The organism is Mycobacterium sp. NGS51 (assembly GCF_059812525.1).
This window is the reverse complement of sequence record NZ_JCALCV010000001.1, coordinates 273578-289460: the sequence shown is the minus strand read 5'-3', so window position 1 is coordinate 289460 and position 15883 is coordinate 273578. Positions and strand designations below refer to the sequence as shown.

Annotated in this window: 18 protein-coding genes; 12 read left to right on the top strand and 6 right to left on the bottom strand. The window is 65.6% G+C overall.

Annotated elements, in window-relative coordinates; genetic code table 11:
• From dusB to phoU, 3 genes are all read left to right on the top strand, one after another.
• A complete protein-coding gene (gene dusB, locus AC5Y5W_RS01495) occupies nt 1-1134 on the top strand; it encodes a tRNA dihydrouridine synthase DusB (protein WP_500008733.1) in 1134 nt (377 codons plus the stop codon).
• A gap of 292 nt (nt 1135-1426) precedes the next feature.
• Complete coding sequence (locus AC5Y5W_RS01490) at nt 1427-3496, top strand: LCP family protein (RefSeq protein WP_500008732.1); 2070 nt, start codon at nt 1427-1429, stop codon at nt 3494-3496.
• A 71-nt stretch (nt 3497-3567) separates the two neighbouring features.
• Entirely contained in the window at nt 3568-4236 is a 669-nt protein-coding gene (gene phoU, locus AC5Y5W_RS01485; RefSeq protein ID WP_500008731.1) for a phosphate signaling complex protein PhoU, read from the top strand.
• Here phoU and pstB read toward each other — a convergent pair.
• From pstB to AC5Y5W_RS01465, 4 genes are all read right to left on the bottom strand, one after another.
• Nucleotides 4233-5009 (bottom strand): phosphate ABC transporter ATP-binding protein PstB, encoded by a 777-nt coding sequence (gene pstB / locus AC5Y5W_RS01480; RefSeq protein ID WP_500008730.1) that lies wholly within the window; start codon nt 5007-5009, stop codon nt 4233-4235. The two genes, phoU and pstB, sit on opposite strands and share 4 nt — an antisense overlap.
• 192 nt (nt 5010-5201) lie before the next feature.
• Nucleotides 5202-6302, bottom strand: a complete 1101-nt coding sequence (gene pstS, locus AC5Y5W_RS01475) for a phosphate ABC transporter substrate-binding protein PstS (RefSeq protein ID WP_500008729.1) — start codon at nt 6300-6302, stop codon at nt 5202-5204.
• A gap of 127 nt (nt 6303-6429) precedes the next feature.
• Nucleotides 6430-7338, bottom strand: coding sequence for a mycothiol synthase (gene mshD, locus AC5Y5W_RS01470; RefSeq protein WP_500008728.1), 909 nt, complete (start codon nt 7336-7338; stop codon nt 6430-6432).
• Nucleotides 7335-8105: a winged helix-turn-helix transcriptional regulator gene (locus AC5Y5W_RS01465; RefSeq protein WP_500008727.1), complete on the bottom strand. Its 771-nt coding sequence runs from the start codon at nt 8103-8105 to the stop codon at nt 7335-7337. The genes mshD and AC5Y5W_RS01465 overlap by 4 nt, the downstream gene beginning before the upstream one ends.
• Nucleotides 8106-8217: 112 nt before the next feature.
• Between AC5Y5W_RS01465 and lmeA the strand changes: the two genes are divergently transcribed.
• The 7 genes from lmeA (at nt 8218) to AC5Y5W_RS01430 (ending at nt 12096) form a co-directional block, all read left to right on the top strand.
• Complete coding sequence (gene lmeA / locus AC5Y5W_RS01460; RefSeq protein ID WP_500008726.1) at nt 8218-9024, top strand: mannan chain length control protein LmeA; 807 nt, start codon at nt 8218-8220, stop codon at nt 9022-9024.
• Nucleotides 9021-9428, top strand: a complete 408-nt coding sequence (locus tag AC5Y5W_RS01455) for a thioredoxin family protein (RefSeq protein WP_500008725.1) — start codon at nt 9021-9023, stop codon at nt 9426-9428. Before lmeA ends, AC5Y5W_RS01455 begins: the two co-directional genes overlap by 4 nt.
• A gap of 29 nt (nt 9429-9457) precedes the next feature.
• A complete protein-coding gene (locus AC5Y5W_RS01450; RefSeq protein WP_419866417.1) occupies nt 9458-9547 on the top strand; it encodes an Ms5788A family Cys-rich leader peptide in 90 nt (29 codons plus the stop codon).
• A 78-nt stretch (nt 9548-9625) separates the two neighbouring features.
• On the top strand, nt 9626-10114 hold the full coding sequence (locus AC5Y5W_RS01445; protein WP_500008724.1) for a DUF4395 domain-containing protein: 489 nt from the start codon (nt 9626-9628) through the stop codon (nt 10112-10114).
• Nucleotides 10093-10926 carry a sulfurtransferase gene (locus tag AC5Y5W_RS01440; protein WP_500008723.1) on the top strand — a complete coding sequence of 278 codons (834 nt, stop codon included), beginning with the start codon at nt 10093-10095 and terminating at the stop codon, nt 10924-10926. The genes AC5Y5W_RS01445 and AC5Y5W_RS01440 overlap by 22 nt, the downstream gene beginning before the upstream one ends.
• Before the next feature lies 1 nt (nt 10927).
• Complete coding sequence (locus AC5Y5W_RS01435) at nt 10928-11230, top strand: DUF1416 domain-containing protein (RefSeq protein WP_500008722.1); 303 nt, start codon at nt 10928-10930, stop codon at nt 11228-11230.
• Nucleotides 11231-11454: 224 nt separating this feature from the next.
• Nucleotides 11455-12096, top strand: a complete 642-nt coding sequence (locus tag AC5Y5W_RS01430; RefSeq protein WP_500008721.1) for a heme-binding beta-barrel domain-containing protein — start codon at nt 11455-11457, stop codon at nt 12094-12096.
• Nucleotides 12097-12370: 274 nt separating this feature from the next.
• On the opposite strand, the gene AC5Y5W_RS01425 is transcribed toward AC5Y5W_RS01430, so the two are convergent.
• Complete coding sequence (locus tag AC5Y5W_RS01425; protein WP_500008852.1) at nt 12371-13222, bottom strand: aminodeoxychorismate lyase; 852 nt, start codon at nt 13220-13222, stop codon at nt 12371-12373.
• Nucleotides 13223-13360: 138 nt separating this feature from the next.
• On the opposite strand from AC5Y5W_RS01425, the gene ygfZ reads away from it, so the two are divergent.
• Together ygfZ and AC5Y5W_RS01415 are read left to right on the top strand one after the other, a co-directional pair.
• Nucleotides 13361-14455 (top strand): CAF17-like 4Fe-4S cluster assembly/insertion protein YgfZ, encoded by a 1095-nt coding sequence (gene ygfZ, locus AC5Y5W_RS01420; protein ID WP_500008720.1) that lies wholly within the window; start codon nt 13361-13363, stop codon nt 14453-14455.
• 136 nt (nt 14456-14591) lie between these two features.
• Entirely contained in the window at nt 14592-14783 is a 192-nt protein-coding gene (locus AC5Y5W_RS01415; RefSeq protein WP_499890602.1) for a DUF3073 domain-containing protein, read from the top strand.
• Between the two features lie 3 nt (nt 14784-14786).
• Here the strand turns inward: AC5Y5W_RS01415 and purM are convergent, their stop codons facing one another.
• Nucleotides 14787-15881, bottom strand: coding sequence for a phosphoribosylformylglycinamidine cyclo-ligase (gene purM / locus AC5Y5W_RS01410; RefSeq protein ID WP_499890598.1), 1095 nt, complete (start codon nt 15879-15881; stop codon nt 14787-14789).
• Nucleotides 15882-15883: the final 2 nt, after the last annotated feature.

Sequence of the window (15883 nt, the reverse complement as noted above, 5' to 3'; positions counted from 1 at the left end):
TTGCGCATCGGCCCCATCACGCTCGCCAGCCCGGTGGTGCTGGCACCCATGGCGGGCGTGACCAACGTCGCGTTCCGCACGCTGTGCCGTGAGCTGGAACAAGCCAAGGTCGGCACGGTCAGCGGTCTCTACGTCTGCGAGATGGTGACGGCGCGCGCGCTCGTCGAGCGGCATCCGGCCACCATGCACATGACGACGTTCTCCGCCGACGAGTCCCCGCGATCGCTGCAGCTGTACACCGTCGATCCGGCCACCACATATGAGGCCGTCAAGATGGTCGCCGACGAGGGCCTGGCCGATCACATCGACATGAACTTCGGTTGTCCGGTGCCCAAGGTGACCCGGCGCGGTGGCGGCGCCGCGCTGCCGTTCAAACGGCGGCTGTTCGGCCAGATCGTCGCGGCGGCGGTGAGAGGAACCGCCAGCTCCGGTATTCCAGTGACGGTCAAGTTCCGCGTCGGCATCGACGATGCCCACCACACCCACTTGGACGCCGGTCACATCGCGGAAACCGAAGGCGCGGCCGCCGTCGCATTGCACGCCCGTACCGCGGCGCAGCGCTACTCCGGCGCCGCGGACTGGGATCAGATCGCCGCGCTCAAGCAACACGTGCGAACGATCCCGGTGCTGGGCAACGGGGACATCTTCGACGCCAGCGACGCGCTGACGATGATGGCCGCCACCGGATGCGACGGCGTCGTCATCGGCCGCGGCTGCCTGGGCCGCCCCTGGTTGTTCGCCGAACTGTCAGCCGCCTTCACCGGCAGTCCACCGCCGACCCCGCCAACCCTGGGTGAGGTGGCCGACATCGTCCGCCGCCACGGTGTGCTGTTGGCCGCGCACTTCGGCGAAGACAAGGGCATGCGTGATATCCGCAAACACATCGCCTGGTATCTGCATGGGTTCCCGGCCGGATCCGAGCTGCGACGAGCATTGGCGCTGGTCAAGACATTGGCCGAGCTCGACGTTTTGCTCGACCAGCTGGACGCGGATGTTCGGTTTCCGGATGCGGCCACCGGCCCGCGGGGCCGGCAGGGGTCACCGGCTCGGGTGGCTCTGCCCGACGGCTGGCTGACCGACCGCGACGATTGCACAGTGCCGGCGGGCGCCGACATCATGCATTCGGGTGGCTGAATCGAGCGTCCGGCGACGATGCGGGCCGGAACGGCCTGAGGAGAAGCCGGACAATTGAGACCGCCTCGACATCGCGTTTCTGCCGAGGGCTGGCTACGATGTGGAACTTGTTGCAATGTGGCCCATGGCGGGACCCGCCGCGGCGCCGCTGTACGAGAGCGAGAACAACGGGCGCGACCACGCCGGTCGCGTGGAAACGCAGTGCTGCCACCGCCAGCACTGCCCTGACGTATGCGCACGAACACCCAGATGTTTACGGGCATCTCATCGGAGCTTCGGAGGCCGGTAGGACATGAGTGACGGCGACTTTGGCGCCGATGAAGCCACTCCCGGCCGTCCGCACGCCCCGGGCGCCCCGCCGTGGGAACGATTCGGTTCACCGGCCCACCACGCCGACCCCGTTAGTCGATGGTCGCCACCGCCAACCGAGCCCGCTGACCCCGACGACAGCGAGCCGACCGGATGCCACACCGGAGGCGGGCTCAGCGTCGCCGAACTGATCGCCAAGGTCGGCGGTCAGACGACAGTCCGGCCCAGCCATCGGCGCGCGGCCAAGGAAACCGAGCCGCCCGAACCGGTCCCCTCTACGCTCGACGCCCAGCCGGAGTACCGATACGACGCCTACGCCGTGTCGACGTCATCGGCCTACGCATCTGAGCTGCCGGACCTCGAGGTAGCGCACCGCCCACGGCGCAGCGCCCAGTCCCAAGAGACCACCGTGCTGCCGACGGTGTCAGAAAAGGTGCCGCCGGCGCGGATCACCGGGACGGCTACAGCTGCCGATGCCTCGGCGCCCGAACCGAAACGCAAGCGTCGCCCGTTGTTGGCGGCCGGGCGCTCGATAGCGGCCCTGATCGCCGTGTTGTCGCTGGCGCTGACCGGCGGGGCGTGGCAGTGGAGCGCCTCGAAAAACAACAGGTTCAACACCATCAGCGCGCTGGACCCGCATTCGCGCGACATCGTCGACCCCAATGGGCAATACGGCGACGAGAACTTCTTGATCGTCGGGGTCGACTCGCGTGCCGGGGAGAACAGCGAAATGGGCGCCGGCGACACCCAAGACGCCGGCGGCGCCCGATCGGACACCATCATGCTGGTCAACATCCCGGCCAACCGCAAACGCGTGGTCGCGGTGTCGTTTCCGCGCGACCTGGCAATTACGCCGATGAAATGCGAGGCGTGGAATCCCGACACCGGCGCCTACGGCCCGCTCTACGACGAGGACACCGGGACCTACGGGTCGCGATACGTCTATACCGAGACGAAACTGAACTCCGCGTTCGCATTCGGCGGCCCCAAATGCCTGGTGAAGGTCATCCAGAAGTTGTCCGGCCTGAGTATCAACCGGTTCATGGCCATCGACTTCTCCGGTTTCGCCAAGATGGTCGACGCGCTCGGCGGCGTCGAGGTTTGCAGCACTACCGCACTGAAGGACTATGAGTTAGGCACGGTGCTCAGCCACGCCGGCCGCCAGGTCATCGACGGCACGACAGCGCTCAACTATGTGCGGGCACGGAACGTCACCACCGAGAACAACGGCGACTACGGGCGCATCAAACGTCAGCAGCTGTTTTTGTCGTCGCTGCTGCGTTCGCTGATTTCCAGGGACACGTTCTTTTCGCTGAGCAAGCTCAACAACGTCGTCAACATGTTCATCGGCGACAGCTACGTCGACAACGTCAAAACCAAAGACCTCGTCGACCTCGGCCAATCGGTACAGGGCGTCTCGGCCGGGCACATCACCTTCGTGACGGTACCGACCGGCGAAACCGACGAGAACGGCGACGAGCCGCCCCGCAGTTCCGACATGCGGGCGCTCTTCGACGCCATCATCAACGACGACCCGCTGCCCGGTGAAAACGACAAGAACGCGACGGCGAGCCTGTCCACCCAGTCGACTACCAGCACAACGCCACAGCCCAGCCTTGCCGCTGAGGGGCATGCCGAGCATGTCCAAGCCGTCACGACGGCCCCCGAGGACGTCACGGTTCAGGTCTTGAACTCGACCGGCAAGACCGGTCTGGCCGCCACCGCCACCGACGAACTGCAACAACAGGGTTTCAACGTCATGGAGCCGTCCGACTACCCGAGCTCGCTGAAATCCACCACGGTTTTCTTCTCACCGGGCAACGAGCAGGCCGCCGCCACAGTGGCATCGACGCTGGCCAATTCAAAGGTTGAGCGGGTCAGCGGAATTCACGGGGTACAGGTGGTACTCGGGTCCGACTTTTCCAAAGTGAGTGCGCCCCCACCCAGCGGCTCGTCGGTGAGCGTGCAAATCGACCGCAACGCGCACAGCACACCCACCAAACTTCCCGAAGACCTGACGGTCACCAACGCCGCCGATACCACCTGCGAGTAGCCGCAGGAGTTTTCGCGTGCATGAGTGGCGCTTCATGCCATTTCCGCGGCTGAGAACGTAGTCTTGGCGATATGCGGACCGCCTACCATGAACAACTTTCGGGGCTCTCCGAACGACTCGGCGAGATGTGTGGCTTGGCCGGAGTCGCCATGGAACGTGCAACACAGGCGCTGCTGCAGGCAGATTTGGTGCTGGCCGAGCAGGTTATCTCCGACCACGAAAACATAGCCCGGCTGAGCGCCCGTGCGGAGGAAAGCGCGTTCGTGTTGTTGGCCTTGCAGGCTCCTGTCGCCGGTGATCTGCGCGCGATTGTCAGCGCAATCCAGATGGTCGCAGATATCGACCGGATGGGCGCGCTGGCCCTGCATGTCGCCAAGATCGCGCGCCGGCGCCATCCCCAGCACGCACTACCCGAAGAGGTCAACGGTTATTTTGCCGAAATGGGCAGGGTAGCAGTCGAATTAGGCAACAGCGCACAGGAGGTGCTGTTGTCACGCGACCCGGAGAAGGCGGCGCGGATCCGGGAAGAAGACGATGCCATGGACGACTTGCATCGGCACTTGTTCACCGTGCTGATGGACCGGGAATGGAAGCACGGAGTGGCCGCCGCCGTCGACGTCACGTTGCTGGGCCGATTTTACGAGCGCTTCGCCGATCACGCCGTCGAGGTGGCGCGGCGGGTCATCTTCCAGGCGACCGGCAAGTTCCCCGAAGACGACGCGGTGCCCACGTCCGGCTAGCCGAAACGGCCGGATATGTAATCTTCGGTGGCCTTCTGGGTCGGGTTGGAAAAGATCTTCTCGGTGTCGTCGATCTCGACCAGCCGACCGGGCTTGCCGACGGCCTCCAGGTTGAAAAATGCGGTTTGGTTGCTGACCCGCGCGGCCTGCTGCATGTTGTGAGTGACAATGACGATGGTGTAGTCCTGCTTCAGCTCGGCGATCAAATCTTCGATCGCCATCGTCGAGATCGGGTCCAACGCCGAACACGGCTCGTCCATCAGCAACACATCGGGCTGCACCGCGATGGCTCGCGCGATGCACAATCGCTGCTGCTGGCCGCCGGACAACCCACCGCCGGGCCTGTCCAACCGGTCCTTGACCTCGTCCCACAGGTTGGCGCCGCGTAGTGAGTATTCAGCGGTGTCGTCGAGTGTTTTGCGGTTGCGCACACCCTGAAGCTTCAATCCGGCCAGCACGTTGTCGCGTATCGACATGGTGGGAAATGGGTTTGGCCGCTGAAACACCATCCCGATCGCCCTGCGCACACCGACCGGATCGATGCCTGAGCCGTAGATGTCGTCGTCGTCGAGCAGCACCGTGCCCTCGACGCGGGCTCCCGGGAGAACTTCGTGCATGCGGTTGAGCGTGCGCAGCACCGTCGTCTTGCCGCAGCCGGACGGGCCGATGAACGCGGTTACACTGCGAGGAAGAACCGACAGCGATACATCGGCAACCGCGTGGAACGCCCCGTAATAGATGTTGAGGTCTTTGAGGTCCAACCTCTTAGCCAACGCACGCTCCTGCCTAGAATTTCTTAGGCTCAACGACTTTCGCGACCACCCTGGCCCCGACACCGACGCACGCACACCGGCCGGCGGTCTGGTGACACATCATACCGGCCAGTGTGTCGGAGATGCCGAAGTGCTGGTCCCATAGCTCCCTGTTCTGCCGTCTATCTTTCGCCGCGGCAGCCGCCGGATCAATCAATCGATCGCGTTGATCGCGGCGACCAGGCGCGTCTTGAACTTGTCGGGCAGTGGAACGTAGCCGGCCGAGGAGAGACCGCTTTGACCGTCGTGGGTGGCCACGTTCAAAAATGACTTCACTGCCCCGGAGGTAGCCACGTCGTACCCCCTGGAACACACGATTTCGTATACCGCCAACAGCAACGGGTAGGCACCAGGCTCTCTGGTGCTGTAGAGCGACTGCAGATCCAACTTGAGGTCGTTGCCGCTGCCGATGAACTTGGCGTCGTCGATAGCGGCGGCGGCGGTGTGGTCGGTGAGGGCGACGGCTCCGCTGCCGGTGTCGATCTGGGCATACGCGATCCGGGCCTGATCTGCGAAGCTTTTCTCGACGTAGCCGATGGCGCCCGGAGTGGATTGCACGGCCTGCGCCACGCCGCCCGACGTTTGGGCGCCGTCGCCCACGCCACCCTGAAAATCGGTGCCGGTGCCCTTGGTCCAGGTTTGCGGGGCGGCGGCGACCAGGTACTTCTGGAAATTGTCAGTGGTGCCCGACGGGTCCGAGCGGTAAATCGGTGTGATCTCGATGTCGGGTAGCGCAACGCCGGGGTTCAGCGCGGCGATCATCGGATCACGCCAGTTGGTGATGCCGCCGCTGAAGATTCGGGCCAGCACATCGGCGTTGACGATCAGCGGATTGACTCCATCGAGGTGATAGGCCACCGCGACCGGTCCGAACACCAACGGCAGGTGCCATACCGGATGCCCGTGACAGCGTTTGGCAGCCGGATTGATTTGGTCGGATTTCAACGGCGAGTCCGAGCCGGCGAAATCGACGTGCCCCGCGACGAACTGCTCACGTCCGGCGGCCGAGCCGGTCGCGTCGTAGGAAACGTTGTTGCCCGCGCACAACCGGCCCCAAGCCTGGTTGAACAGCGCGATCGCATTCTGTTGAGCGGTCGACCCTTCACCGGCCAGCTCGTCCTTGCCGCCACATTTAACCGATCCCTTCGATGTCCCGGTGGAGGCGCCGATGTTGTCGTCGCTGCCGCACCCGGCTAAAACCACGCTGGTGATCACCGCCGCAACCAACGCTTTACCCACCGTGTTGCGCTTCACTGATCTCGCTTTCTCACCGATGAAGTTCGCAGCTCAATCTCTACGCTAGTGAGGTCACCCGGTCATCCGAAACCGGTTCGCCGGTATTGGACGGCGCCGCCGTCACCGGCAGGCCGCGCTACCTACGTCAGGGATCGTTTGCGGCATAGGCGGTGTCGACGCTGGCGACGGTGAAGCCCAGCTGTTGGTAGGTGCGCAGCGCGGCCGTGTTGTCGGATTCCACGTAGAGCATCACCGTGGGGTCGGTGGCGTCGGCCAGCCGCCGTGCCAGGTATGCGATGCCGACGGCGGTCAGTGCACGACCGAGGCCGCGACCTTGCGCCGACGGGTCAACCCCGACGACGTAGACCTCGCCGAGGCCCGCCGCGTCGGGATGCACTTTGGTCCAGTGGAAGCCCAGCAGCTCGTCGCTCGTCTCGTCGAACGCCAAAAACAGTCCGTCCGGATCGAACCAGGGTTCGCCGCGGCGTTCGGCCAGGTCGGCCGACGTCCAGCCACTCTGTTCCGGATGTCCGGCGAATGCGGCGTTGTTGACGCGAAGCAACTCCGCATCGTCGCTGCTTCCGGCGTAGGTTCGCATTCGCACCCTGTCCGGCGTTGCGGGCGCGGCGGCGGTGCTCAACGAACGGCGCATCTGGATGAGCTCGCGCACCGGTGCCAGATTCAGCGCCGCCGCCGTCGCCCGAGCCGCATCCAATGTGCCGTGTGCCCAGAAACGATTGCGCGCATCGGTTTTCGTCAACGCAGCCTTGATCATGGCTGCACCGACACCGCGCCGACGGGCTTGCGGATGAACCACAAGCTCGGCCATGCCGAAGAAATCGTCGTGCGGTGGGCTGAGGTTGAGGTAGCCGACCACCGTGTCCCGGTCTTGGCCGGTGGCCACGAGGTGCTCGGTGCGAGCGTGGCCCAACTCCCGCAGAACTTGATCGCCGACGGGTGCTACGCCATCGAATTCGCTTGCCACCGTGACAAGTTCACGCACCTGCTGCTGCTCGGCCGCAGTCAGCTCCGAGCGCCAGTCCGGCGGAGTCACTGGCTGTGCAGCGGGTCGACCAGCGGGTCCTGGCTTGTGTCCAGTTCTGGCTCGTTGTCCGCGGGGGCGTCCGAGTCCTCCCCCGATGATCGGCCGCGGGCGGGTCGGACCGCCTTGTAGCCCACGTTGCGTACCGTTCCGATCAACGATTCATATTCTGGCCCGAGCTTGGCCCGCAGCCGTCGCACGTGCACGTCGACAGTCCGGGTGCCGCCGAAGAAGTCGTAGCCCCACACTTCATGCAATAGCTGTGCCCGGGTAAACACCCGACCGGCGTGCTGCGCAAGGTACTTCAGCAGTTCGAATTCTTTATAGGTGAGATCCAGTGGGCGGCCGCGCAGTCGAGCGGTGTACGTGCCTTCGTCGATGACCAATTCCCCGAGGCTGATTTTGCCGGCGGACTCCTGGTCGGCCAGGCCACCGCGTCTGCCGACCAGCAGACGCAGCCGAGCATCGATCTCACCGGGTCCGGTACCGGGCAGCAGAATCTCGTCAAGGCCCCAATCGGCGTTGATCGCTACCAGCCCGCCTTCGCTGACCACCGCCACCACCGGGATCGACCGGCCCGTGGTGCCCAGCAGGCGGCACAGGCCGCGCGCCGCCGGCAGGTCATTACGCGCGTCGACGAGCACGATGTCGGCGCTACCCGCTTCCAGCAGCGAGGAGACGTCCGCAGCGGCCGCACGCACAGTGTGGGCGAGCAGAGACAACGACGGCAGGACCGAGTCGGGGTGCGGCTCCGCGGTCAGCAGCAGTAGATCCAACAAGCCCCTCCAGCGTCGTGGGAAAGGCGTCTCCCCAGGTTCAGCGGCCAGGTGTACTAACGATAGCGTGCTACCTGCTGATTCGCCCGGTGACGATGCACGCCACAATAAGCGGATGCGTAGGGTGCTGGTCGGTGCGGTAGGCGTATTACTGGCCGTCGTACTCGTGCTCATCGGAGCTGTCGGGATCGATTTCGGAATCACCGTCTACGCCGAGTACCGGTTGTCCCGGACGCTGCGCGACACCGCGCACCTTGGGTCAGACCCATTCGTCGCGATCCTCGGGTTTCCGGTCATCCCGCAGGCGATGCGCCGCCATTACGACGAACTAGAGGTTAAAGCCAATGCCGTCGACCAGCCTCGGGTTGGCAAGGCCACGCTGGAGGCGACCATGCACTCCATCGGTCTGACCGACGCGTCGTGGCTGATCCGGCCTGACGCCAAGATTCCGGTCGGCAAGCTGGAAAGCCGCATCATCATCGACTCGACCCATCTCGGGCGATACCTGGGCATCACCGACCTGATGGTCGAGGCGCCACCGCAGGAGACCAACGACGCTACCGGCGGCACCACCGAATCCGGAATCTCCGGCAGCCGCGGGCTGGTGTTCACCGGCACCCCGAAATCGGCACAATTCGACAAGCGGGTCAGTGTTTCGGTGGACCTGTCGATCACTGGCAAGGACCGGACCACCTTGGCGTTCACCCCAACCGGCGTGCTGACCGGCCCGGATACTGCCAACCAGAAGGTGCCTGACGATAAACGGGATGCGGTGCTGGCCGCCTTCCGCCAGCAGTTGCCCGACCAGAAGCTCCCGTTCGGGGTGGCACCGACGAGTCAGGGGGCGCGCGGCTCCGATGTGATCATTGAAGGCATCACCGAGGGAGTAACGATCACCCTCGACGGGTTCAACCAATCATGACTGCACTCGTCGCGATCGTGGCCGCGCTGGTGCTGGCCACCGTGACCGGGTGGCTGCTGACCCGCCGGGCCGGCCAGGTCCGGTCGATCGATCCCCGCAGCACGCTGGACACCAGCGATCTCGGCCTGTCCGGCGACGGGCCGACCGTCGTGCATTTCAGCGCTCCCTGGTGCGGGCCGTGCGACCGGGTGCGACGGGTGGTCGACCAGGTGTGCGCCGACCTTGGCGACGTGGCGCACGTGGAAATCGACATGGACGCTAACCCTGCTGCGGCACGCAGGCTTTCGGTCCTGTCGCTACCCACCACGTTCATCTTCGATGCCGACGGTCAGCAGCGCTATCGCACCGCCGGCGTCCCCAGGGCCGAGGAGCTGCGCTCGGCGTTGACCCCGCTATTGGCTTGATTGTCGGGCCATTGGGTAAGCTGTGCGTCGTGTCCGCCCGCCTCGAGCTTGTGCTCACCAAGCGCCGCGCAGTCGATCTGTGCCGCACCGCGGGTTGTTGCTGTTGTTGTAGCTGCTGAGTAGCGCAGTTCGCGCCGCTCTCGGAGCAGCCATTCTGGCGTGCCTCCAGCCCTTCCGTTGTCAACAGGAGCAGCTCTTTGTCGTCGAAATCCCACACCACCGCCCAGGTAGACATTCGTGGCCCCCGGTTCGTCGCCTGGGTCACCACTGCAGTGCTGGTGGCCACGCTGATTGTCGCCGGATCCAGCGCGCCGGCGGCCGCCGTCATATTGGCCGGACAGGCCGTCGTCTTCGCGATCGGCGCTTGGGCCGGGCCGCGCAGGCACCCCTACGGCTTGGTGTTCGCCAACGTGGTGGCGCCGCGGCTGGGTCCGGTCCGCGAGCGTGAACCGGTGGCCCCGCTGAAATTCGCTCAGTTGGTCGGCTTTGTTTTCGCCGTCGTCGGCGTTTCCGGGTTCGCTGCCGGCGTTCCTCTGCTCGGAATCATCGCCACTGCGGCCGCTCTGGTGGCGGCCTTCCTCAACGCCGCCTTCGGCATCTGCCTGGGCTGCCAGCTCTACCCGCTCGTGACGCACCTGCGTAACCAACCGAAAGGATCCACACCATGGCACGCTCCGACGTCCTAGTCTCGACTGACTGGGCCGAGAGCAATCTCGACGCCGCTAACACCGTCTTCGTCGAAGTAGACGAAGACACCAGCGCCTACGACACCGGTCATATCGCCGGCGCGGTCAAGCTGGACTGGCGCGACGATTTGCAAGACCCGGTCCGGCGCGACTTCGTCGACGCCCAGCAGTTCTCCAAGCTGCTGAGTGACCGCGGTATCTCCAACGACGACACCGTAATCCTCTACGGCGGCAACAACAACTGGTTCGCCGCCTACGCCTACTGGTACTTCAAGCTGTACGGCCACGACAAGGTCAAGCTGCTCGACGGGGGTCGCAAGAAATGGGAGCTCGACGGTCGTCCGTTGACCGCCGACGCCGTGAAGCGTCCCGCAACGTCCTACACCGCCAAGGCCCCCGACAACTCGATCCGGGCGTTCCGCGACGAGGTCATCGACGCCATCAACGCCAAGAACTTGGTCGACGTCCGTTCCCCCGACGAGTTCTCCGGCAAGATCCTGGCGCCGGCCCACCTGCCACAGGAACAAAGCCAGCGGCCCGGGCACATCCCGAGTGCGATCAACGTGCCGTGGAGCAAGGCGGCCAACGAGGACGGCACCTTCAAGTCCGACGAGGACTTGGCCAAGCTCTACGCCGACGCCGGCCTGGACGGGTCGAAGGAGACCATCGCCTACTGCCGGATCGGTGAGCGGTCATCGCACACCTGGTTCGTGCTGCAGGAATTGCTCGGACATCAAAACGTCAAGAACTACGACGGCAGTTGGACAGAATACGGCTCCCTGGTTGGGGCCCCGATCGAGTTGGGAAGCTGATATGTGCTCTGCACCGAAGCAAGGACAGACGTTGCCGGCCAGCGTCGACCTGGAGAAGGAGACGGTGATCACCGGTCGCGTCGTGGACGGCTCCGGACAGGCGGTGGGCGGCGCGTTCGTGCGTCTGCTGGACTCCTCTGACGAGTTCACCGCCGAGGTTGTCGCATCTGCCACCGGTGACTTCCGGTTCTTCGCCGCACCCGGATCCTGGACGCTGCGTGCGCTCTCGGCTGCCGGCAACGGCGACGCGGTGGTGACGCCGTCGGGCGCGGGCATCCACGAGGTCGACATCAAGATCGCCTGACGCCCCTTATTTTCCTGGGCGAGCGTGCGTGTTCCAGTGGCACGCGGATAATCACCGGGTTTGCGCACGCTCGGCGCGCGGGCGGACTCCCCGCCAGTCGGGGCGCACGGAAGAACTAGACTCGTCGCCGTGGTGCTGTTCTTCGAGATCATGTTGGTCACGGCCGTCGTGGTCATCACCTGGTTCGCGCTCTATGCGCTGTATCGGCTGATCACCGACGAGTCGTGAGCGATCGGGCCGGCTCGGGTGACCGTGCGGTAGCCGCGGCCGCCGAACGCGCCAAAGTGACCGCGTCGCGCAACATTCCCGTCTTCGACGACCTGCCCGCGCCGGCCGACACCGCCAACTTGCGCGAAGGCGCCAATCTGCACGATGCGTTGCTGGCGCTGCTGCCGCTGGTTGGCGTGTGGCGTGGTGAAGGTGAGGGTCGCGGAACCCAGGGTGACTATCGCTTCGGCCAACAAATCGTGGTGTCCCACGACGGGGGCGACTATCTGAACTGGGAGGCCCGATCTTGGCGGTTGACCGACTCCGGTGACTACGCCGGACATGACCTGCGAGAGACCGGTTTTTGGCGCTTCGTCGACGACCCCGGCGATCCCAGCGAATCGCAGGCCATCGAGTTGCTGTTGGCCCACTCCGCGGGCTACGTCGAGTTGTTCTACGGGCGGCCGCGCACCCAGTCGTCGTGGGAGTTAGTCACGGATGCGCTGGCACGCAGTAAGTCGGGCATGCTGGTCGGCGGCGCTAAACGGCTTTACGGCATCGTCGAGGGCGGTGACCTGGCCTACGTCGAAGAACGGGTCGATGCCGACGGCGGATTGGTGCCGCATTTGTCCGCCCGGCTCTCCCGGTTCGCGGGCTGAGCTGATGCTGACGCCCAGCGTCACGCTGGAGTGACAGTCGCCACGAGTCCAGAGATGGGACGGCCCCCGAGCCGTAGTTCCAGGTTGGACTGACCGGAGGCTCGGGGGCCGGGTGACTGCGGGGAATTCGCCAGCGCGCGCCGAAGATTCCTCGCCTGTGCGCTGCTTAGCGCGCAGCCACCTCACATGTCCATGACGCTATCAATTCGCGGACCACCTCCTTCCTTGTGTACGGCCGACGCTACCTGTTAATCGGCCGGGGAGACAACCGAATTCACCGGTCGCTGACGATGGCGGCGTCGACCAGCCCGGTGAATTCCGCGGCCATCGGCGAACGCCGCAAGGCCTTGCCGTCCAACGTGTGCACGCGCGCGGCCAATGTCATGCTCGACACGAGCCAAACCCCCTGCGCGGCAAGCAGGTCCGCCACCCGCAGGGCACGGTAGTCGCAGTCGTAACCCTTGGCCCGGGCGACCTCGAAGAGAGCCTGCTGGGTGGTGCCGCGCAGGATCGGATACCACGGCGGCGGCGTCAGCAGGCACCGATCGTCGGTGGCGATCACCACGGTCGAGCGCGGCCCCTCCAGGATGTAGTCATCGGAGCTGACGAAGATGACGTCGCCGGCACCTTGCCGGGCGGCATGCCGCAGCGCGGCCATGTTGAGCGCGTACGACAGCGTCTTGGCGCCGGCCAGCAGCCACGGCATCGCATCCACGCCGGTGGCGGGCAGCCCGCGCGGCAGCGTCACCGCGGCCACCCCATCGCGGCGGGCGTAGGCCACACGGTCGGCAACTGCGTTGACGGTCACATACGCCGTCGGCGCCGAGCCGCTTTCGCGGCCGCGGCTGTAGACCAGTCGCAGCGCGCCCTCGTCGGTGGTATCGGCCGTCCACTGCCGCGCCGCGATATCGATTGCGCGTCGCCAGGCCGGCAGATCGGGCTGCGCCAGGTCCATCAATAGCGCCGAGTGGGTCAATCGGCCCAGATGCGCCTCGACCAGGCAAGCCCTGCCATCGCGAACCAGCAACGTCTCAAAGACGCCGTCGCCGCGCACCGCGGCGAGGTCATCGGCGAACAGCAGCGGTGCCTCTGACGCATGTATCTCGCCGTCGAGCGTGACGACCACACCCGGGTGGCGTGCCATGGACGAAGAGCCTAGCTAATCGCCTGAGTGTGAAGCCAGGTTCACCTTCGGCGGCGAGCGTGAACCTGGTTTCACTTTGGGCGAGGTAGCTGGCCTCGCAACCGGACGTAGAGTTGACACGTGACTGCAGTTCCCGCTCCCGCGACGGGCCCGGATGCCGGCGCGATCTGGCATTACGGCGACCCCCTGGGCGAGCAGCGCGCAGCAGAAACCGACGCCGTGGTGGTGGACCGGTCGCACCGCGCGGTACTGACCCTGACGGGTGCCGATCGACAAACCTGGCTGCACACCGTCTCGACTCAACATGTCAGCGAGTTGCCCGAAGCCGCGTGCACCGAAAACCTCGTCCTGGACGGGCAGGGTCGCGTCGAGGATCACTGGATCCAGACCGAACTGGGCGCAGTGACATATCTGGACACCGAGCCGTGGCGCGGCGAAGCGCTACTGAACTACCTGCGCAAGATGGTGTTCTGGTCGCAGGTCAGCCCCGCTGCCGCGGATTTGGCCGTGCTGTCGCTGCTGGGCCCACGGCTGGCTGACCAACCAGTGCTCGACGTGATCGGCGTCGACGAGTTGCCCGCCGACATGACGGCGATGCCGGTGCCCGGCGGCGGCTTCATCCGCCGGATGGCCGGCGCACCGGAGGACCCGATCGAGCTCGACCTGCTCGTCCCGCGCGATCAGGCCGCCGATTGGCAGCGCCGTTTGACCCAAACCGGAATTCGTCCGGCAGGAGTGTGGACCTACGAAGCCCACCGGGTGGCCGTCGTACGGCCGCGGCTCGGTGTCGACACCGACGAGCGCACGATCCCGCACGAAGTGGGCTGGATCGGCGGTCCGGGATCCGGCGCCGTGCACCTGGACAAAGGCTGCTACCGCGGGCAGGAGACGGTCGCGCGGGTGCACAACCTGGGTAAACCGCCCAGGATGCTGGTGTTACTCCAGCTGGACGGCTCCGTCGATCGGCCCGCGACAGGTGATGCGGTGCTGGCCAACGGTCGCTCGGTGGGCCGACTGGGAACCGTCGTCGACCATGTCGATCTGGGCGCGGTGGCCCTGGCACTGCTCAAGCGCGGGTTGCCGGCTGACACCGCCTTGGTTACCGGTGGGAACGCCGACGTCGCCGCCGTCATCGACGCCGATTCGGTACCGCCTCCCGACGCGGTTGGGGCCGGGCGGGCAGCAGTGGAACGGCTGCGCGGCACCACCCGATGACCACGCTCACAGCGGACAGGCCAGGCCGACATGCCATGACCGGGCACGGTAAACTGTCGGCAGGACAATAAATTCACTGACAGATCGGAGCCGCCTACTCATAGGCCGCTCCGTTATTGCGCGAGGGGGTTCCCCCATGGGCCGCGGCCGGGCTAAGGCGAAGCAGACCAAGGTTGCTCGAGAACTGAAGTACAGCTCCCCTCAAACCGATTTCGAGCGGCTTCAGCGCGAGTTGTCCGGGTCGAGCGCTGACGACTCCGACCAGCTGGACGACGACGACCAGCTTCCCGACGACACGTGGGGCGACGAAGGCGCGTGGCGTCGCTGAGGTTCAGAACCGGGGGTGCTGCCCGACCAGCTTGGCTCGGGGGCTTTCTTTTCCGCCCTTGCTGACGGTGCCCAGCACCCAGCAGTCCAGGTGCCGCGCGGTCAGGATGGCCAAGGCACGATCGGTGTCCTCCGGAGCGACGACGGCGACCATCCCGACACCCATGTTGAAGGTTTTCTCCATCTCGACCCGCGTTACCCGGCCACGCTGCGCGATCATCGCGAAGATCGGCGCGGGCGTCCAGGTTCCGCGGTCGACCTCGGCCACCAGACCCTGCGGGATAACGCGTTCCAAATTGCCGGCCAACCCACCGCCGGTGATGTGGCAAAACGTGCGGACATGGGTTTCGGCGGCCAGCGCCAAACAGTCCTTGGCATAGATGCGGGTCGGCTCTAGTAGCTCCTCGCCCAGGGTGCGGCCGAACTCTTCGACATAGCCGGCCAGGTTCATCCGGTCGATTTCCAGCAGGACGGCGCGGACCAGAGAGTATCCGTTGGAATGCAGGCCGGAGGAGCCCATCGCAATGATGACGTCGCCGGGCTTCACCCGTTCGGGCCCGAGCACATCGTCGGCCTCGATGACGCCGACGGCCGTGGCCGAGATGTCGTAGTGGTCCGGCTCGATCAGACCGGGGTGTTCGGCGGTTTCGCCGCCGAGCAGTGCACAGCCCGCCCGCATGCACCCGTCGGCGATGCCGGCGACGATCGCGCTGAGCCGTTCGGGCACGATTCGGCCCAACGCGATGTAATCCAGGAGAAACAGCGGCTCCGCACCGCAGACCACCAGGTCGTCGACCACCATTGCGACCAGATCCAGTCCGACGGTGTCGTGCTTGTCCATTGCCTGGGCGACGGCCAGCTTGGTGCCCACCCCGTCGCTGGACGCGGCCAGCAGCGGCTCGCGGTAGTCGCCGCGCAGAGCGAACAGTCCGGCGAATCCACCGAGCTTGCTGCGTACCTCGGGTCTGGTGGCCTTGGATGCCAACGGCTTGAACAGCTCTACGGCTCGGTCACCGGCTTCGATGTCCACTCCGGCCGATGCATATGTGACACCCTGATTGCCCGGGTCTTTTCCGGAGTCTTTCCCGCGCTCGGTCATCG